An 18,323-nucleotide genomic window follows, 5' to 3' on the forward strand; every position below is an offset into this window, starting at 1 on the left:
GGCAAGTATGTATGGAGCGGGTTTCGGTTTGTTTAGCACCATGCGTTCTGCCAATCCAATCTTCCGTCTGCTGCTGGTTGCCTTACTGATCGGTGCCTGCCACCGGCGCGACGAGGGCGCGTCGCGGCCGCTAACGTTCTGGTGCTCCAACAACGCGGGCGAGATTCAGTTTGCGAAGGAGTTTGTGGCACGCTGGCAGCGAGACCGGCCCGATAAGCCACTGCGCTACCAGCCCATTCCGGAAGGGCAGTCGAGCGAAGAAATCATTCTGGCATCGGTGGTGGGCAAAACCACCCCCGACATCTACGCCAACATGTGGCAGGGCAGCGTGGCCATGTATGCCAAAGCAGGCGTGCTGGTTCCGCTCGACACCATTGCCGATTTCCGGGCGTTCATCGCAGCCCGCTGCGACAGCGCCATGATTCGGGAAATTACCTCGGCCGATGGTCATATCTACCAGGTACCCTGGAAAGTGAATCCGTTCATGACGCTGTGCAACACGCGGGCGCTGGTGCCGGGCTCGCCCACGGGGCCGCCCTATACTTACGACCGCTACCTGCAGGCGGGGGCGCAGCAGCAGCACCGCGATGCCAACGGCTACGTCGACCACTGGCTGGGCTATACCGAGGTGAAGGCCATCTGGTACCAGCGACTGTTCAACTTTTACCCGCTCTACCTGGCCGCTTCGCACGGCGCTCCGCTGGTAGACGTGCGCCGGGGGCAACCGTCGCGGGCTGCTTTCAACAACCGCCACGCGGTGGGTGTATTCCGGTTCCTGCAAACGCTCTACCGCCAGAACTACTTTGCCCGGGAACGGCTTTCGGCCACCCGCGACCCGTTTATCGACCAGCGCATCGCATCGCAGTTTACGGGCCCCTGGCAGGTCAGCTACCTCGACAAGTTTGCCGATCCGGGCCTGACCTACGATTTCTACCCCATGCCGGTACCCGCCAGCCACACGGGCCCGATCTACAGCTACGGCGACCCGAAAAACATCGTTATCTTCAACACCTGCCGCGACCCGGCCGGTGCCTGGGCATTTATCCGGACGCTGATCGACAAGCCCGGCGATCTGCGGTTGCTGGAGCTGACGGGGCAGTTTCCGCGCCGGCAGCAACTCGATACCGATCCGTACTTCGCGCCCTTTCTGGCCAGCCATCCACGCCTGCGTCCGTTTGCGCAGCAGAGCCGCTACATCCGGGGGGTCGATAACTGCGAGGTGATTGTGGAGGTATTCGACATTATTTCGCAGGAGTATGAAGCCTGCGTGATCTTTGGCCGGAAAACGCCCGAAGCCGCCATTGCCGATGCCGCCCGGGCGGTGGATGTGTTACTGGAAAGTGAAAGAGCGAAAGAATGAAAGGGTGCTTGTGTTATAAAGTCTCTTTTTTACTCTCTCGCGCGCTCGACGTATGAAGAAGCTGATTCCTTACCTGCTGGTTTCGCCTTACCTGCTGCACGTGCTGGTGTTTGTGGCGTTTCCGGTGGTGTTTTCGGTGGTGCTGACATTCCATAGCTGGAACATCATTGCGCCGATGCAGTATGTGGGCCTGGCCAACTACCGGCACCTGCTGCACGACCGGCTGTTCTGGACGGCCATTGGCAACACGCTGCGGTTTCTGCTGGTGCATATTCCGCTCCAGATCGGGGTGGCGCTGGGGCTGGCCGAGCTCCTGAACCGAACAGTGCGGGGAGCGGCTTTTTTTCGGGCGGCTTTCTTCCTTCCGGTTATCGTGTCGGGTGTGGTCGTTACCATTCTGTGGCAGCAGCTGCTGGGCTACAACGCGGGTCTGCTCAACCGCCTGCTGACAGCCATCAGCCTGCCCCGCGTGCCCTGGCTCGACGATCCCGATCTGGCTATGTATGCCATTGCGCTTATGGCTACCTGGAAAAACGTGGGGCTCTACGTGATTCTGTTTCTGGTGGGGCTGCAATCGGTGCCGACGCAGTATTACGAAGCCGCCGACATGGAAGGGGCCACCAGCTGGCAGAAGTTCCGTTATATTACGCTCCCCATCATCAACCCGACGCTCTTCACGGTGGTCGTGCTGTCGACGATCAGTGGCTTTTCACTTTTTATTGAACCTTACATCATGACCGAAGGCGGGCCGCTCAACAGCACCCTCTCGGCGGTTATGTACATCTACAAACAGGCGTTTCAGTACTACCATATGGGCTACTCGGCCACGCTGGGCTTCTGCTTCGCGCTTATCATCCTCTTCGTGGTTATCATTCAGAAGCGCTTCGTGGAGCAGGAGGAGTAATGATAAGTTTGAGGTTTGTCGTTCGACGTTTTGTCGTTAAACGGATACCCTAAACAGGCTAACTCAGCAATACATCCGTTGGGATACACGCAACAGTAAACGACCAACACCAAACTACACACCTCTCTCTATGCTCCGCTTCGTCCGATACCTCCTCCTCACGATGGCGGCACTGTCGTTTATCTATCCATTCATCTGGATGGTGAGCGCGTCGCTGTCGACGGAGAGTGGGCTGGGGCAGCTGGTACTGTGGCCGCAGGCGGTTACGCTGGCCAACTACACCACTGTGCTGACCAAGATTCCGCTGGGCCGGGCCTTTCTGAACAGCGTGCTGGTGGCTACCCTGACCACAGGGCTCGTGCTGGTGTCGGGGGCGATGGTGGGCTATGCGCTGGCCCGGCTGTCGTTTGTGGGTCGTAACTGGATTTTCTACGCCATCATTTTCACGATGACGCTGCCGTTTCAGATCACCCTGATCCCAAACTACATCACCATGGTGCGGCTGGGCTGGGTCGATACGTATCTGGCGCTCATCGTACCTTTTGCGCTCAACTCCCTGTCGATACTGCTGTTCCGGCAGGCGTTCCAGGGTTTACCCCAGGCCCTGATCGACGCGGCCCGGATGGACGGGGCGGGCGAGTTGCGCATTATTTTCCAGATTCTGGTGCCCAACGTGCTGCCTACCATGCTGACCATTACAATTCTGACGTTTATGGGCCTGTGGAACGAAGCCCTGTGGCCGCTGATCGTAATCCGCGACGAAGCGACCATGACCATGCCGCAACTCGTAACGCTGTTTTCGGTGGGCGGGCGGGCCGAAGGGCAGCTGGGTGTCAAGATTGCCGCGGCCGTGATGCTGGCCGTGCCCATTGTGCTGCTCTACCTGTTTTTTCAGAAACATTTTATCCGCAGTATGGCCTCGTCGGGGCTGAAAGACTGATTACGAACTATGGGTACAGACAAACCGCGGGTGTACCTGCTGCTGGGGCTGCAACTGCTGCTGCTGTCGTTTTCGTGCCGGAAAGACCAACCCGCGCCCCAGCCCGACGCTGGCGGTCGGTACGTCAACTTCGATTATTTCGACCGGCTCTACCAGACCGTCACCCTCGCCAACGGTGCGGAGGTGGGCACGATCGCCATCTACAGCAATGCCCCCGATTACCGGCTCGTGGCCGACCCCGACGAGGGTTTTACCTGTGTCGATGATGTGGCGCGGGCGGCCCTGCTGCTAGCGGCCGAACCCGATCTGGGCACCAACCTCGACAAGCAGATAAAACTGCGCAACCTGACCGAGTTTGTGCTGCAGCTACAGGCACCCGAGGGGGTACCCGGCGCCGGCTATTTCTACAATTTTCTCTGGCCCGACAAAACCATCAACAAGACCTTTACGACCAGCGTGGCCGAACCCAACTTCTGGTCGTGGCGGGCATTCTGGCACCTGACCGAGGTGTATCCGTACATGCAGCGGGCCAACCCGGGTCTGGCTGCACGCATGCAGACCGCCATTCGGCGCATCACGGCCAACGCCATCCGTGATTTCGGCAGCCGCCCCAACGACTACACCCTGATCAACGGCGTTGCCGTGCCCAAATGGCTTCCCTTCGGGTCGGGCACCGATCAGGCGGCCATTATGCTGTTGAGTCTGGCTAACGTGCAGCAGCAGTCGCCCAGCGATGCGGTGCTGCGGTTGATCGAGCAGCTCGGGGCCGGTATCGTGGCGATGCAGTACGGCGGCCCGAACGAGTTTCCGTACGGAGCGATTCTAAGCTTCGAAAACACTTGGCACGCCTACGCCAGCGATCAGTCGTATGCGTTGCTGCGAGTAGGCAAACAACTGGGCAAACCTGAGTGGCAGGCGGCCGCCCGGCGCGAAATCGACTTGTTTTACCCGTGGCTGCTCAGTCAGGGCGGTCTCGAGTCGCTGGCTATAGCGCGAACCGGTTCGGCGCTGACGGCCGCCCGTACCAGCCAATACGCCCAGATTGCCTACGGGATTCGGCCGATGGTGTGGGCTGCGCTCGAAGCTTACGACCAGACCCGCGACGCCCGTTACGCCGACCTGGCCGGGCAACTGGCACGCTGGTTTCTGGGGGCTAATCCGGCCGGTGCCGTTATGTACGACCGAACCACCGGCCGCGGCTACGATGGCATCGGGGCAGGTAACCAGGTAAACCGCAACGCCGGCGCCGAATCGACCATCGAAAGCCTCTGGGCCTTCCAGCGCCTGGAGAAATACCCGGAGGTGACACTAAACTAAATGGCGAAAGCGTGAATGAGCGAAAGAGCGAAACGGCCCGGAATAACCGCTCATTCACTCATTCACTCTTTCGCTCATTATCCAACACATGGCTACTATACAACTGAACCATATTGCCAAGGCCTATGCCGGTGGCCCCCGGGTGATTCGGGATGTGACGATCGATATCCGCGATAAAGAATTTGTGGTGCTGGTAGGGCCGAGCGGCTGTGGTAAATCGACGCTGCTCCGGATGATTGCCGGGCTCGAGGAAATTACCGCCGGCGACCTGCTGCTCGACGGGGAGCGCATCAACGACTTGGCGCCCAACGACCGCGACATCGCCATGGTCTTTCAGAACTACGCTCTGTACCCGCACATGACCGTGTTCGATAACATGGCGTTTGGCCTCAAGCTGCGCAAACTGCCCAAAACCGAGATTCGCGATCGGGTGCTGGCGGCCGCCCGTATTCTCGACATCGAAGCCCTGCTCGACCGCAAACCCAAAGATATGTCGGGGGGGCAGCGGCAGCGGGTCGCCATCGGACGGGCCATTGTGCGGGAGCCCCGCGCCTTTCTGTTCGACGAACCCCTGAGTAACCTCGACGCCAAACTGCGCGGCCAGACCCGTATCGAACTCCAGAAACTGCACCGTGCGCTGCAGGCCACCATACTCTACGTAACCCACGATCAGGTGGAGGCCATGACCCTGGGCGACCGGATTGTGGTGCTGCGTGGGGGCGACGTGATGCAGTTCGATACCCCCCTGACGCTCTATAACCAGCCCGCCAACCGGTTTGTGGCCGGCTTCATTGGCACGCCACCCATGAATTTTTTGCCCGGTCGGCTTTCCCGGCGCGGGGAGCAGCTCTGGTTTGACAGCACCGACGGCGCTGTAACGGGGTGTGTCGACAGCAGTCCGCACCGGGCGGCCCTGCTGGCCTATGAAGGGCAGTCGATTACGATGGGTATCCGGGCCGAAGCCTTTGCCCCCCGCCCCGACGCATCGGCGCCGATGATACTTCGGGCGGTCAGCGAAGCGGTCGAGCACATGGGCAACGAAGTACTGGTTTATCTGCTAACCGGCACCACCCGACTGGTGGCGCGGCTGCTGCCGGCCGAGGCACCGCTGGTGGCGGCAGGGCAGCACGTGGTAGTCGCCCTCGATCTGAGCCAGGCTCATTTTTTCGATGATGCAACCGACAAGACGATTCGCTGACCGGCCTACAGCTCCCGGCCGCAGTGCGGGCAGCGCCGGCCCGAGCCGGTTTTGTGGTAGCGTACCTGCTCGGTAAAACCCGATACCAGTACGCCGGTGGGCAGGGCAAACAGCCCGATACCCAGAATGGCCGCTACGCCACCCAGCAGCTTGCCCAGGGGCGTGATGGGGTGAATGTCGCCGTAACCCACCGTCGTCATGGCGCTGACGCCCCACCACATTGTGGCAGGAATCGAGGCAAATTTGTCGGGCTGGGCCGGGTGCTCCACGTAGTACATCACGCTCGACACAATGATGAGCATGAACACAACGAACGCCATGCTCAGGATAAGTTCTTCCTTGCGCTCGCTGACTACCTGCTGCATCATACGGGCGGCCCGGTCGTAGCGCGTAATACGAAACAGCCGGAAAATCCGGAACAGCCGCAAAATCCGGACAATGGCCAGATCGGTGGCAAACAGCGAGAAATAAAACGGAAATATGGCCAGGAAGTCGATGATGGCTGTGGCCGAGAACAGATACCGCAGCCGCCCCCAGACCGGGTGGGCGTAGCGCTCATTTTCGACGCAGACCCACAGCCGCAGCAAATACTCGACGGTGAAGAACGACACCGAAAACAACTCGAAGTCGTAGAACAGCCGGGCGTAGCGCTTATTGTATTCCGGCACCGTGTGCAGCACAATGGCGATGGCGTTGAGCGTGATAATCAGGATCAGCACAACGTTGAACAGCAGACTAACCCCCCGCCGACGGCCGGCCGAGGTTTCGAGAATACGATAGAGCAGTTTGCGGAGCGGTTTCATGGCGGTGGGGGAGACCGCTAAGCTACACACGTCTGCGCTATTTTACGACCGATAGGTTAGCGCGCGGTGGCGGGTCAGGCCAGCCACCAGAAGGGCCACCCCAAAAAGCCCCCCGCCCGCCAGGCCGATAGCCGGTGCCGACACATAGTCGAGTGCGTAGCCAGCGGCCAGCGTACCGGCAATATCCGACAGGTTCACGAATGCCATATAGGTCGTAAACTGCGAGCCTTCGATGCCCTTGCGGCAAAGGCTCATCAGAACCGGCAGGGCAGCCGCGCTGAGGGCCGGGTCGATCAGGTAGAGAATCATCAGCCCCGTTTGCCCAACCGACAGCGTAGGCCACCGGTCGGCCAGCAGGTTAAAGCCGATCAGGTAAGCGGCCACCACCGCCAGCACCAGCAGCAGCAGCCGGCGCGCCCCCAGTTTGTCGGCCACATACCCGCCCGTAAGCGACACGGTAGCGGCTGCCACCATGCCATAGGTGCCGGTCAGTACCGACAGGTCGGTGTCGTTCCAGTGCAGCACGTAGAGCAGGTGATGGTTGTAGGCCCGCAGAAACAGGGCATTACTCAGATAGGCCAGTATGATGGCAGCCGCTATCAGCAGGCTCCGTCGGCTAAGCAGTCCCCGCATCAGCTCGGTAAACAGGTGCCGGAAGTCGGGCGCTGCCGACGATGTCGACGCGGGGCCGGCGGGTCGGGCTGGTACTGTGCGTTGGGCCGGCCAGAGCGGGTCGCCGGGGCGCTCCCGTACCACCAGCATCAGTACTACCCCCGTCAGCAGCAGGCCCAGCTGTACCAGTACGGCCGGCCGGAAGCCATAGTCGCGCAGGAGCATGGCAAATGCCGCGGCCCCGATGCCGACGCCGGTCAGGTAGCCCGCCCGCATAAAGGCGTTCACGCGCCCCCGTTCGGCGTCGGGCGTAACGGTGATGGCCATTGCATCGACGGCGGCATCCTGCAGCGCAGCAAACACACTCCGGCCGCAGAAAAGCCAGCCCAGCATACCGATCTGCGCCACCGGATCGGCAACCAGCAGCAGGAGCGCCGACGCCAGCAGCGCCATCACCTGCGACCCTACTACCCAGGGCTTACGCCGACCCAGCACCGAGTGCTGAAACCGGTCGATGAGCGGCCCCCATACAAACTGAAACGCCCAGGGCAGGCCGATGAGGGCAATAAAAGCGCCGACCGTTGTGGAACGCACCCCGTGGGCCGTGAAAAAATTGGTCAGTGCCGTCAGGTAAAAGCCAGCCGGAATACCCTGCATGATATACAGGTACGCGAAAACAGCGTACCGGGCGAAACGGCTTTGGGTGAGGGCGCAGGAGCGGGCGGAGTGGGGCAGGGCCAGAGGCATGGAGAGCGGTTGCAGGTGGGCGCAGCGTTGGCCCGGATCGGCAGGGTGATCTATATACCGGCCGGTTTGGCGATATGTTTACGGGCGGCCGAACTATCGCTTAAAAAATGCGTTTTATGTATTGCAGGACCCGGATAAAGTACCTAACATTGTCCGCGTTTTCTGCGCCAGAATCAACCGATGGGTAAGCTCGTAATCATACCGACTTTCTTCCATACTACGCCCTTCCGGTTTAGGTCCGTGAGGACCATATAGCATTATCTGCCTACGTGGTAGATTAGTTTCGCCCCCCCTTTCGTTTTTACTGTCCAACTAAGTGTAGAACCGCGGATCCCAACGTCTCCGCAGCGGTCCTGAGGCCGCCCAACCAACGACGATGATTAAGCCAGAAGTAGTTAACGATCAGTACATTGTTCAGGTAGCCAGCGAAGACCATCTGCGGCTGGCCGAAACCATCTGTAAGGAGATGGAGGAAAGCGCCAAAGCGCGCGGAACGGGTATCGCCAAGCGATCACCGATCTACCTGATGGAAAAAATGCTGGAGGGGAAAGCGATTGTTGCCACCACCATGGCGGGCGACTGGGTCGGCTTCTGCTACATCGAGACCTGGGACCACGGCAAGTTCGTGGCCAACTCCGGCCTGATCGTGCGCCCCGACCATCGCAAAAGCGGCATTGCCACGCGCATCAAGGCCAAGGCCTTCGAACTGTCGCGGACAATGTTTCCTACAGCCAAGATCATTGGTATCACCACCAGCCTGGCCGTGATGAAGATCAACTCCGACCTGGGGTATCAGCCCGTTACGCTGAGCGAACTGCCCCCCGACGAGTCGTTCTGGAAAGGCTGCCAGACCTGCGCGAACTTCGATATCCTGACCCGTACCAACCGCAAGCACTGTCTCTGCACGGGTATGCTCTACGATCCTGAAGAGCACAAGAAACCCGAGAAAGAGGAAAACTGGAATTTCCTGAAAGAATCGAAATTGTATGAGCGCTGGATGCGGATCAAAAAGGGCATCCTGATGCGTCTGCACTACGATCGACCACGTTCGCGCCGGTCGGAGCGGGAGCTCGAAACGATCGGGTAAGTCCGGTCGCGTCTATACGTCACTAAAAAAGGCCCCGCAGCGCTACCGGCTGCGGGGCCTTTTTGTAGGTAGTCAATGGTAAGTCGGCTGCTTTTTGCGCTTTGGTAGGCAGGTCTGAACCCCCTTTCGTTATGACTGACTTTCCCCTCGATCGGCGCCAGTTTCTGCTGGGCGCATCGGCTGCCCTGGCCCTGCATACCCTCGATGCCCATGGACTTGCTGCCACGGCAGCCGCCAAACCCTATCGGGTGGCGCTGATCGGCACCGGCTGGTACGGCAAAAGCGATTTATTCCGGCTTATGCAGGTAGCCCCCGTTGAGGTGGTGGCGCTCTGCGATGTCGATAAACACCAGCTCGACGAAGCGGCCAAACTGGTCAGCCAGCGGCAGGCGTCGCGGCAGGTGCCCAAACTATACGGTGACTACCGCCGGCTGCTGGCCGAAAACAAACTCGATATCGTCCTGATCGGTACACCCGATCACTGGCACGCGCTGACCATGATCGATGCCGTGAAGGCAGGCGCGCACGTCTACGTGCAGAAACCCATCAGTGTGGATGTGCTGGAAGGGGAGGCCATGGTGGCCGCAGCCCGAAAATACAATAAAGTCGTGCAGGTGGGCACCCAGCGCCGGAGTACGCCCCACCTCATCGACGCGCAGAAAAACGTGATCGATGCGGGGCTGCTGGGCAAGATCTCGCACGTGGAGATGTGCTGCTACTACCCCATGCGCGCCAACGGCAACCCGCCCGTCGAGCCCATACCGGCTTTCCTCGATTACGAGATGTGGACGGGTCCGGCCCCGCTGCGGCCCTACGACGGGCTGCCCCACACACGCTGGTGGCGCACGTTTATGGAGTACGGCAACGGCATCGTGGGTGATATGTGCGTGCACATGTTCGATGCCGTGCGGTGGCTGCTCAAACTGGGCTGGCCCACCCGCATCAGCTCGACAGGGGGTATCTACGTCGACAAAAGTGGCAAATCCAACATCGCCGACACCCAGTCGGCCCTGTTCGAATACCCGGGGCTGAACTGCGTCTGGCAGCACCGGAGCTGGGGCACGCCCAACAACCCCGATTACCCCTGGGCCTTTACGCTCTACGGCGATAAGGGCACGCTCTGGGCCAGCACCATGCGTTACGATTTTATTCCGGTTGGCAAAGACGGCCCCACCAAAGGCGAGCGGATTCACCGCGATGTGGTGTTTGAAAAAGAGCAGTACCCCGAAGATTTGACGGAAGACCGGATCGAGCTGAATGCCGCCCCGGCCACGCGCCGGCACATGCTCGATTTTCTGGCCGCCATCGAGAAAGGCAGCCGACCTGTGGCCGATATCGCCGAGGGCCACATCTCGACGGCGAGCTGCATCATGGCCAACCTGTCGATGCAGCTGGGTCGGCCGCTGGTCTACGATCCGGCGAAGCGCCTGGTGGTCAACGACCCCGAAGCCACCCGTCTGCTACAGCGCCCCTACCGCGCCCCCTTCACTCACCCCGACTGGCAGCGGGTATAGCCCAATACGAAAAATCCCCGAAACCGGATGGTTTCGGGGATTTCAGAGCCTCCTACGGGATTCGAACCTGCGACCTACGCATTACGAATGCGTCGCTCTACCAGCTGAGCTAAGGAGGCTTCTTGCTGTTAGCGGGTGCAAATATAATGAGGCCGGTACGATACACGCAATAAAAGCCGGTATTTTTTCTGTCTGTACGGTAACAAAAGGGGCGTGTCGGACCGTAGGTGCCTGTTTATGACGGATGTAGTTATAATTAACCGACAGTGCGCTTTTGTCCGTATGGCAACCCATCCGACCTCCATCAGCCGCCGGGACTTTCTCGATCTGGCTACCAAAACCACGCTGGCCTCGTCGGCGCTGGTGTGCGGCTTTCCAACCATTGTACCGGCTTCGGTCTTTGGCCGGCATGCGCCCAGCAACCGCATCAATATCGGCGCCATCGGCACCGGGCGGATTTCGCGCGGCCATGATATGCCCGGCGTCTGGCAGTACGACAACGCCCGCATTATGGCCGTCTGCGATGTCGACAGCAAACGCGCCGACGAGGCAAAGCAGCTGGTCAACGAGGTGTACGCCAAAAAAACGGGTAAGGCGTACGATGGTGTTCGGGTATACACCGACTACCGCGAATTGCTGAACAACAAGGATATCGATGCGGTGCTGGTGAGCACGCCCGACCACTGGCACGCGCCCATTGTGATCGATGCGGTGCGGGCCGGTAAAGACGTATATATGCAGAAGCCAGCCTCGCTGACTATTGCCGAGGGCCGCCTGATGGCCGACGCCGTAAAACAGTCGGGGCGCATTGTGCAGGTAGGCAGTCAGCAGCGTTCGTCGGAGCAGTTTCGCTACGCGGCCGAACTGGTGCGCAACGGCCGCATCGGCCAGCTTAAAACCGTGTACGTTGGCCTGCCGGGCGACCCCTCGGGTGAGGAGGAGGCCGAGATGCCCGTTCCCAAAAATCTGAACTACGACATGTGGCTCGGCACAACGCCCGAGGTGTATTACACCGAAAAGCGCGTGCATCCGCAACAGGGCTACGACCGGCCGGGCTGGCTGCGCTGTGAGCAGTTTGGCGCGGGTATGATTACCGGCTGGGGCTCCCACCACATCGACTGCGCGCACTGGGCCATGAACACCGAACATACCGGCCCCGTCGAAATCTGGGGGCATGCCGATTTTCCGAAGGCGGGGCTGTGGGATGTGCACGGCATTTTCAAGACCGAAGCCCGCTATGCCAACGGGGTGCATATGATTGTGAGCAACGAAATCCCGAATGGCATCCGATTCGAAGGCACTGAAGGCTGGGTTTTCGTGTCGCGGGGCGATGCATCGGTGACGGCCAGCGACCCCGTGGCTAAACAGCAGGCGGCCAAAAAGCTCGATGCCAGCGACCCGCGCCTGCTGGAGTCGGTGATCGGCCCCAACGAAACGCACCTGACCGTCAGTAAGGAGCATCATGGCAACTGGCTCGAGAGTATTGTAAGCCGCAAAGAGCCGATTGCCCCCGCCGAAACCGGCCACCGATCGTGCTCGGCCTGCCTGCTCCACCATGCCGCTATGAAACTAAACCGCCGGCTCTACTGGGACCCCCAGCAGGAGCGGTTTAAAAATGACCCCGAAGCCAATGCGCTGCTGTCGCGGCCCCAGCGAAAAGCCTATGCCATTCGGGCGCTGGCCAGCGCCCGAAAGTAATTGCTGATCGATCAAACCCACTGTATGAAACGAGTTTTGCTGACTGGCAGTGTGCTGGGCCTGATCGGCCTGATGGCTATGCTGCCCCGTCCCGGAGCCACGCCGGTGATTAAACTGATTACCCTCGATCCGGGTCACTTCCACGCAGCCCTGGTGCAGAAAACAAGCTACGAAGGGGTCGACCCCACGGTGCATGTCTACGCGCCGGCTGCCGCAACCGCAGGACCGTCGGATCTGCAGCTGCACCTCGACCGGATCAAAGGCTACAACACCCGCGCCGACAATCCGACGCACTGGCAGGAGGAGGTGTACCGGGGCGCTGATTTTCTGGAGCAGATGATTCGGCAGAAGGCGGGCAACGTAGTGGTGATGGCGGGTAACAACCAGCGCAAAACCGACTACATCAGCAAAGCCGTTGGCGCGGGGTTCAACGTGCTGGCCGATAAACCCATGGTGATCAGCGCCGACAAGTTCGATGACCTGAAAGCGGCCTTTGCTATGGCCCGCAAAAACAACGTGCTGCTCTACGACATCATGACCGAGCGCTTCGAGATTACGACCATGCTGCAGCGGGCATTCTCGCAGCAGTCGGGCGTGTTTGGTACACTCGAGAAAGGTACACCCGACCAACCGGCCGTGACCAAAGAAAGCGTTCACTATTTCTACAAAAACGTGTCGGGCAGTATCCTGACCCGGCCCGCCTGGTTTATGGATGTGCGGCAGCAGGGCGAAGGTATTGTCGATGTGACAACACACCTGGTCGATCTGGTGCAGTGGGCCTGCTTTCCGAATCAGGTGATCGACTACCGGAACGATATCCGGCTGACGGGGGCCCGGCGCTGGACCACCGATATGACCCTGAGTCAGTTCAGGGCCATTACGAAACTGCCGGCCTTCCCGGCTTATCTGCGGCCGGCCATCCGGCAGGATAGTGTGCTGCAGGTGTACAGCAATGGCCAGATCGATTACCAGCTGCGGGGCGTTCATGCCCGGGTATCGGTAACCTGGGCCTATAAAGCCCCGGAAGGTGCCGGCGACACGCATCATTCGGTGATGTGGGGTACTAAAGCGCGGCTCGAGATCCGACAGGGCGTGGCCGAACGCTATAAGCCTATGCTCTACCTGGTACCGGCGGCCGGCAACACGGGCTTCGACGTAGCGGTGCAGGCGGCTTTGCCCGCCATTCAGCAGCAGTTTCCGGGCGTGGGGGTGGTGCGGGCCGAAACGGGCTGGCGCGTTACGGTACCCGAGACTTATAACGAAGGCCACGAAGCCCATTTTGGCCGCGTCATGCAGCACTACCTGGCCTACCTGCGCGACGGCAGCATGCCCGCCTGGGAGGTGCCCAACATGCTGGCCAAATACTACACGACCACGCAGGCGTTACTGGTGGCAAAGAGCGAAAGAGCCAAAGAGTGAAAGAGCGACCGGCCGTTCTCGATAGTCCCCGATCTGCACGATGTCTCTTTAATACATTTTTCCTTTTCCGGTACTATCGCTGTTGCCTACGTTCCGGTACCGCTCTTGGTTCGTTGCCTGCTCAGCGGCCCTGTCCCCGCTCGTTCAATAGTTAATTCTCTTTCACCCTTCAGTTCTCTCCCCGCTCTTTCACTCATTCACTCTTTCGCTCTTTACTTTTTTCGCTCTTTACTACTTTCCCATGCATCGCCGTTCTTTCCTTCACGATACCCTGGCGACAGCGGCCGGACTTGTTGCCCTGCCCGCTTTGTCGACTGCTGCACAGGCGGCTCCGCAACCCGATCTGCGGGGCGCCAACCGAATCAAATTTGCCGCTGTAGGTCTCAACCACGGCCACATCTACGGGCAGGTCGAAGCCGTAATCCGGGGCGGGGGCGAGCTGGTAGCGTTCTACGCCAAAGAACCCGACCTGGCAGCAGCCTTCGCCAAACGCTATCCGCAGGCTAAACAGGCCGCCAGCGAACAGGCCGTTCTCGACGATAAATCGATCCAGCTGGTACTCAGCGCGGGTATCCCGGCCGACCGGGCTCCGCTGGGAATCCGGGTTATGAAAGCCGGCAAAGACTACATGTCCGACAAGCCGGGCATCACCACCCTCGAGCAACTGGCCGAGGTGCGCAAGGTGCAGCAGGCCACCCAACGCATTTACTCGATCATGTACAGTGAACGCTTCGAGAACCGGGCAACGGTGAAGGCGGGCGAACTGGTGAAGGCGGGCGCTATTGGCAAGGTGATTCAGACAATCGGGCTGGGGCCGCACCGCATGACCCCGCAGTCGAGACCCGCCTGGTTCTTCGAGAAAAAAGCGTACGGCGGTATTCTGTGCGACATCGGCTCCCACCAGTTCGATCAGTTTCTGTTCTTCACGGGCTCGACCTCGGCCGACGTGGTAGCGTCGGAGGTAGGTAACGTGCACCACCCGCAGTACCCCGGTCTGGAAGATTTCGGCGATGTGATGGTGCGGGGTAACGGCGGCATGGGCTATGTGCGCGTCGACTGGTTCACGCCCGATGGCCTGAAAACCTGGGGCGACGGCCGGCTGACCATTCTAGGCACCGAAGGCTACATCGAAATCCGGAAAAACATCGACATTGCCCAGCACGACGGCGGCAACCACCTGTATCTTGTCAACAACAAGGAAACCCGCTACATCGACTGCAGCCAGGAACCCCTGCCATACGGTCAGCTGCTGGTCGACGATGTGCTGAACCGCACCGAAACCGCCATGCCGCAGGCGCATTGCTTTCTGGCCACCGAGCTGGCGCTGAAAGCCCAGAAACAGGCCGAGGTGGTGAAGCTTAAGGTTTGAGGCCGGTATACAGTATACAGTTTTTAGTTTGCAGTTTTCAGTTTACGGGAGTGTAGCCTCGCTTGGACAGAAAATACAGTGTTCAGGTTACCGTTTTCAGTTTACGGGATCGTAGCCTCGCCTGGGCAGAATATAGTGTTCAGTTTTTAGTTTTCAGTTTACCGGAGCGTAGCCTGGCCTGGGCAGTAGGGCTGGCGTTCTACGGTATACTGAAAACTGTAAATCGAAAACTGTGCGGTATACTGAAAACGGTATACCGTCCCTGCACAGGGTTTCCGGAATTTTAACCCGCGGAGATCGGTTTTCTTTCCGGTAACTTTGTGTCCATGATTTCCATTACGAACCTCTCGTACTACCTCGGTAGCCGGGCTTTATACGAAAATGCCTCGCTCCATATCAAGCCCAACCAAAAAATCGGTCTGATCGGCCTGAACGGAACGGGCAAATCAACGCTGCTGCGCATCATCAACGGCGAATACCAGCCCGACGGCGGCACCATCTCCAAAGCGGGCGACGTAACCATCGGTTTCCTGAATCAGGACCTGCTCTCGTACCAGACCGACGAGTCGATTCTGTCGGTGGCCATGCAGGCCTTCGAACGGCAGAACCAGCTGCAGAAGCTCATCGATGAGGTGCTGCACGAGATGGATACCAACTACCGCGACGAACTGGTCGATAAGCTGGGTAAGCTGCAGGAAGAGTTCGAAGCCCTCGACGGCTACTCCGTTCAGTCGAAGGCGGAGGAAATTATGGAGGGGCTTGGCTTCTCGACCGAGGACCTCCAGAAACCCCTGCGCACCTTCTCGGGCGGTTGGCGTATGCGCGTGATGCTGGCTAAACTGCTGCTCCAGAAGCCATCGCTGCTCATGCTCGATGAGCCGACCAACCACCTTGACCTCCCCTCGATTCAGTGGGTCGAGAAATACATTCAGACCTACGAAGGAGCCGTTATTGTGGTATCGCACGACCGCGAATTCCTCGATAACGTGATCGACGTAACGGTCGAAGTGGCCAACGCCAAGCTGAATTACTACGCCGGCAACTACTCGTTCTACCTCGAAGAGAAAGCCCTGCGCAACGAAATTCAGAAGGGAGCCTACGAAAACCAGCAGGCTAAAATCCGGCAGACCGAACGCTTTATCGAACGCTTCAAAGCCCAGGCCACCAAAGCCAAGCAGGCGCAGAGCCGCGTGAAACAGCTGGCCCGTATGGAGCGGATCGACGATGTGATCGACGAATCGGCGCGGGTGAACTTCAAGTTTCAGTTCTCGACCCAGCCGGGCCGCCATATCCTGCACCTCGACGATATCACCAAAGCCTACGGTGCCAAGAAAATCCTGACCCGCGCCGACATCCGGCTCGAGCGGGGCGATAAGGTAGCCCTGATCGGCGCCAACGGCCGCGGTAAGTCGACCCTGCTCCGGATCATTTCGGGCTCCGAGCCGGTCAACGAAGGCAAGCGCCAGCTGGGCCATAACGTATCGTTCAGCTTCTATGCCCAGCACCAGCTCGAATCGCTCAGCGTAGACGATACGCTGCTCGACGAGCTGAAACACGCCAACCCCACCAAGAGCGAAGGCGAACTGCGCGGGGTACTGGGTTGCTTCCTGTTCTCGAACGACGAAGTCTTCAAAAAGATCAAGGTACTGTCGGGGGGCGAGAAATCGCGGGTGGCGCTGGCCAAGGTGCTGCTGTCGCAGGCTAACTTCCTGCTGCTCGACGAACCGACCAACCACCTCGACATGCAGTCGGTGAATATCCTGATTCAGGCGCTCGAGCAGTACGAAGGTACCTACGTGGTTGTTTCGCACGACCGCTACTTCGTGTCGCAGATTGCCAACAAAATCTGGTATATCGAAGACGAGCAGATCAAGGAGTATCCGGGCACCTACGACGAATACGAATGGTGGATGGAGGAGCGCAAAGCCGGTCGGGCCGAGCCCCTGCCCGAACCGCCGAAAGCCGCTCCGGCTTCGGCACCCGCCAGCAACGGCCGGGCCACCGACGATGAGCGCCGGGAGTGGCAGAAAACCCTGAAAAAGCTCAACCAGCAGGCCGACGAGTCGGAGGCCAAGATCGGGCAGCTCGAAGAACGGAAGAAACGGCTCGAAGCCGAACTGGCCGACCCGGCTACCTACGGCGACGACAAACTCATGCAGGCCAAAAATGACGAATACCGCCGGCTGACCAACCAGCTCGACCAGCTTCAGACGGAGTGGGAAGAGGCCATGGTACAGGCCGAAGCCTGGGAGAAAAAACTGGCGGTATAACGCCGTTTTAGTCCCCAAACAAAGGAGGGCTGTGCGCAAACACAGCCCTCCTTTGTTTATGGCGGTATCCGATTCAATGCTTAGGCCGGCAGCGGCTGGGTAGGGGCGGGGTGCTCGAAGGCCTGGTGAACGGTTTTGTAGATGGTGCGCGAAATAGCGTCGAGGGGCAAATCGTTTTCGTCGGTGCCAAACGGATTCTCGATTTCTTCGGCAATGATTTCCAGACTGGCCAGAATGTAAAACACAAACATGGCGAACGGAATGACGAGGTAGTGCAGGCTGAACGTGAAGCCGATGGGCAGCGTGAGGCAGTAGCTGACAATGAATTTCTTCACGAATGAGCTATAGGAATAGGGGATGGGCGTGTTCCGGATCCGTTCGCAGGCCCCACAGATATCCATAAAACCCTGCAGCTCGGCGTTGAGCAGATACACGTGTTCAGGCCTGAGGATGCCGCGCTGCTGGAGTGCAAATACCTGCCCGAACAGCGCCGACGCGACCTGGTTGGGTATATGTTCGTCGGTGCGCAGATCGGTAAAGCGCAGCAGCGACGTGTCGATAAACTCCGCAGCATCGGTGTGGCCGCGCAGATGATTTTTCAGCACGAAGGCAAAATTGCCGATCATGGTCTGGAAAAACTGGCGCTCGGGGCCCAGCGACTCGGGCAGCATCTGGTGCAGCTTGAGGGCCAGGTTGCGGCTGTTGTTGACCAGCGATCCCCACAGCCGGCGCCCTTCCCACCAGCGGTCGTAGGCCGTATTGGTGCGAAACACGAGCAGCATCGAAATGACGAAGCCCAGCAGCGTGTGCAGCAGGGTTACGTTGCGCACCGCCGAGGTTTCGCCCAGCTGAAACACGTGCTTTTCGAGCAGCACAACGACCAGCGAATACAGGCCGATACCCAGTATATAGGGCGCCAGTTTGCGGGCGGTGTCGCTGCGCTTGAGCGTAAGCAGATTGAACCACTGTTTTGGATTATACGGGATCATACACTAAACTACGTTATTAGTCGTAAACAAGACGCTTGCCTGAGTCAACCCGTCCGGTCGCCGAAAGGTTAATCCCGGCTTCGGTCAATGGGTTGA

14 protein-coding genes and 1 tRNA gene are annotated in these 18,323 nt (G+C 59.4%); 11 read left to right on the forward strand and 4 right to left on the reverse strand.

Annotated elements, in window-relative coordinates; all coding sequences use genetic code 11:
- Positions 1 to 40: 40 nt before the first annotated feature.
- From ACYVAC_RS17210 to ACYVAC_RS17230, 5 genes are all read left to right on the forward strand, one after another.
- On the forward strand, positions 41 to 1,360 hold the full coding sequence (locus tag ACYVAC_RS17210; protein WP_461099000.1) for an extracellular solute-binding protein: 1,320 nt from the start codon (positions 41 to 43) through the stop codon (positions 1,358 to 1,360).
- Positions 1,361 to 1,412: 52 nt separating this feature from the next.
- Complete coding sequence (locus ACYVAC_RS17215; RefSeq protein ID WP_461099001.1) at positions 1,413 to 2,264, forward strand: carbohydrate ABC transporter permease; 852 nt, start codon at positions 1,413 to 1,415, stop codon at positions 2,262 to 2,264.
- Positions 2,265 to 2,394: 130 nt separating this feature from the next.
- Positions 2,395 to 3,204: a carbohydrate ABC transporter permease gene (locus ACYVAC_RS17220; protein ID WP_461099002.1), complete on the forward strand. Its 810-nt coding sequence runs from the start codon at positions 2,395 to 2,397 to the stop codon at positions 3,202 to 3,204.
- A gap of 9 nt (positions 3,205 to 3,213) precedes the next feature.
- Positions 3,214 to 4,521: a hypothetical protein gene (locus ACYVAC_RS17225; protein WP_461099003.1), complete on the forward strand. Its 1,308-nt coding sequence runs from the start codon at positions 3,214 to 3,216 to the stop codon at positions 4,519 to 4,521.
- Between the two features lie 88 nt (positions 4,522 to 4,609).
- Positions 4,610 to 5,719: an ABC transporter ATP-binding protein gene (locus ACYVAC_RS17230; protein ID WP_461099004.1), complete on the forward strand. Its 1,110-nt coding sequence runs from the start codon at positions 4,610 to 4,612 to the stop codon at positions 5,717 to 5,719.
- 5 nt (positions 5,720 to 5,724) lie between these two features.
- Here the strand turns inward: ACYVAC_RS17230 and ACYVAC_RS17235 are convergent, their stop codons facing one another.
- Together ACYVAC_RS17235 and ACYVAC_RS17240 are read right to left on the reverse strand one after the other, a co-directional pair.
- Positions 5,725 to 6,522, reverse strand: a complete 798-nt coding sequence (locus ACYVAC_RS17235) for an ion transporter (RefSeq protein WP_461099005.1) — start codon at positions 6,520 to 6,522, stop codon at positions 5,725 to 5,727.
- Positions 6,523 to 6,564: 42 nt separating this feature from the next.
- Positions 6,565 to 7,881 (reverse strand): MFS transporter, encoded by a 1,317-nt coding sequence (locus ACYVAC_RS17240; protein WP_461099006.1) that lies wholly within the window; start codon positions 7,879 to 7,881, stop codon positions 6,565 to 6,567.
- A 376-nt stretch (positions 7,882 to 8,257) separates the two neighbouring features.
- On the opposite strand from ACYVAC_RS17240, the gene ACYVAC_RS17245 reads away from it, so the two are divergent.
- Both ACYVAC_RS17245 and ACYVAC_RS17250 read left to right on the forward strand, forming a co-directional pair.
- A complete protein-coding gene (locus ACYVAC_RS17245) occupies positions 8,258 to 8,968 on the forward strand; it encodes a GNAT family N-acetyltransferase (RefSeq protein WP_461099007.1) in 711 nt (236 codons plus the stop codon).
- A gap of 131 nt (positions 8,969 to 9,099) precedes the next feature.
- Entirely contained in the window at positions 9,100 to 10,482 is a 1,383-nt protein-coding gene (locus tag ACYVAC_RS17250) for a Gfo/Idh/MocA family protein (protein WP_461099008.1), read from the forward strand.
- 46 nt (positions 10,483 to 10,528) lie between these two features.
- Here ACYVAC_RS17250 and ACYVAC_RS17255 read toward each other — a convergent pair.
- Positions 10,529 to 10,601: transfer RNA gene (locus ACYVAC_RS17255), tRNA-Thr, on the reverse strand.
- A gap of 163 nt (positions 10,602 to 10,764) precedes the next feature.
- On the opposite strand from ACYVAC_RS17255, the gene ACYVAC_RS17260 reads away from it, so the two are divergent.
- From ACYVAC_RS17260 to ACYVAC_RS17275, 4 genes are all read left to right on the forward strand, one after another.
- The gene (locus ACYVAC_RS17260) at positions 10,765 to 12,180 is read left to right on the forward strand and encodes a Gfo/Idh/MocA family protein (RefSeq protein WP_461099009.1); all 1,416 of its coding nucleotides are present in this window, start codon (positions 10,765 to 10,767) and stop codon (positions 12,178 to 12,180) included.
- Between the two features lie 24 nt (positions 12,181 to 12,204).
- The gene (locus ACYVAC_RS17265; RefSeq protein WP_461099010.1) at positions 12,205 to 13,599 is read left to right on the forward strand and encodes a putative oxidoreductase C-terminal domain-containing protein; all 1,395 of its coding nucleotides are present in this window, start codon (positions 12,205 to 12,207) and stop codon (positions 13,597 to 13,599) included.
- A gap of 241 nt (positions 13,600 to 13,840) precedes the next feature.
- Positions 13,841 to 14,968 carry a Gfo/Idh/MocA family protein gene (locus ACYVAC_RS17270; RefSeq protein ID WP_461099011.1) on the forward strand — a complete coding sequence of 376 codons (1,128 nt, stop codon included), beginning with the start codon at positions 13,841 to 13,843 and terminating at the stop codon, positions 14,966 to 14,968.
- 326 nt (positions 14,969 to 15,294) lie between these two features.
- Positions 15,295 to 17,238 carry an ABC-F family ATP-binding cassette domain-containing protein gene (locus ACYVAC_RS17275; RefSeq protein WP_461099012.1) on the forward strand — a complete coding sequence of 648 codons (1,944 nt, stop codon included), beginning with the start codon at positions 15,295 to 15,297 and terminating at the stop codon, positions 17,236 to 17,238.
- Between the two features lie 80 nt (positions 17,239 to 17,318).
- On the opposite strand, the gene ACYVAC_RS17280 is transcribed toward ACYVAC_RS17275, so the two are convergent.
- Positions 17,319 to 18,227: a bestrophin family protein gene (locus tag ACYVAC_RS17280; RefSeq protein ID WP_461099013.1), complete on the reverse strand. Its 909-nt coding sequence runs from the start codon at positions 18,225 to 18,227 to the stop codon at positions 17,319 to 17,321.
- Positions 18,228 to 18,323: the final 96 nt, after the last annotated feature.

This window comes from Spirosoma luteolum (assembly GCF_054778875.1).

Excerpts from the sequence above, each read along its gene's own strand:
- ACYVAC_RS17210 (WP_461099000.1), top strand. The coding sequence starts at position 41 with ATGCGTTCTGCCAATCCAATCTTCCGTCTGCTGCTGGTTGCCTTACTG.
- ACYVAC_RS17215 (WP_461099001.1), top strand. The coding sequence starts at position 1,413 with ATGAAGAAGCTGATTCCTTACCTGCTGGTTTCGCCTTACCTGCTGCAC.
- ACYVAC_RS17220 (WP_461099002.1), top strand. The coding sequence starts at position 2,395 with ATGCTCCGCTTCGTCCGATACCTCCTCCTCACGATGGCGGCACTGTCG.
- ACYVAC_RS17225 (WP_461099003.1), top strand. The coding sequence starts at position 3,214 with ATGGGTACAGACAAACCGCGGGTGTACCTGCTGCTGGGGCTGCAACTG.
- ACYVAC_RS17230 (WP_461099004.1), top strand. The coding sequence starts at position 4,610 with ATGGCTACTATACAACTGAACCATATTGCCAAGGCCTATGCCGGTGGC.
- ACYVAC_RS17235 (WP_461099005.1), bottom strand. The coding sequence starts at position 6,522 with ATGAAACCGCTCCGCAAACTGCTCTATCGTATTCTCGAAACCTCGGCC.
- ACYVAC_RS17240 (WP_461099006.1), bottom strand. The coding sequence starts at position 7,881 with ATGCCTCTGGCCCTGCCCCACTCCGCCCGCTCCTGCGCCCTCACCCAA.
- ACYVAC_RS17245 (WP_461099007.1), top strand. The coding sequence starts at position 8,258 with ATGATTAAGCCAGAAGTAGTTAACGATCAGTACATTGTTCAGGTAGCC.
- ACYVAC_RS17250 (WP_461099008.1), top strand. The coding sequence starts at position 9,100 with ATGACTGACTTTCCCCTCGATCGGCGCCAGTTTCTGCTGGGCGCATCG.
- ACYVAC_RS17260 (WP_461099009.1), top strand. The coding sequence starts at position 10,765 with ATGGCAACCCATCCGACCTCCATCAGCCGCCGGGACTTTCTCGATCTG.
- ACYVAC_RS17265 (WP_461099010.1), top strand. The coding sequence starts at position 12,205 with ATGAAACGAGTTTTGCTGACTGGCAGTGTGCTGGGCCTGATCGGCCTG.
- ACYVAC_RS17270 (WP_461099011.1), top strand. The coding sequence starts at position 13,841 with ATGCATCGCCGTTCTTTCCTTCACGATACCCTGGCGACAGCGGCCGGA.
- ACYVAC_RS17275 (WP_461099012.1), top strand. The coding sequence starts at position 15,295 with ATGATTTCCATTACGAACCTCTCGTACTACCTCGGTAGCCGGGCTTTA.
- ACYVAC_RS17280 (WP_461099013.1), bottom strand. The coding sequence starts at position 18,227 with ATGATCCCGTATAATCCAAAACAGTGGTTCAATCTGCTTACGCTCAAG.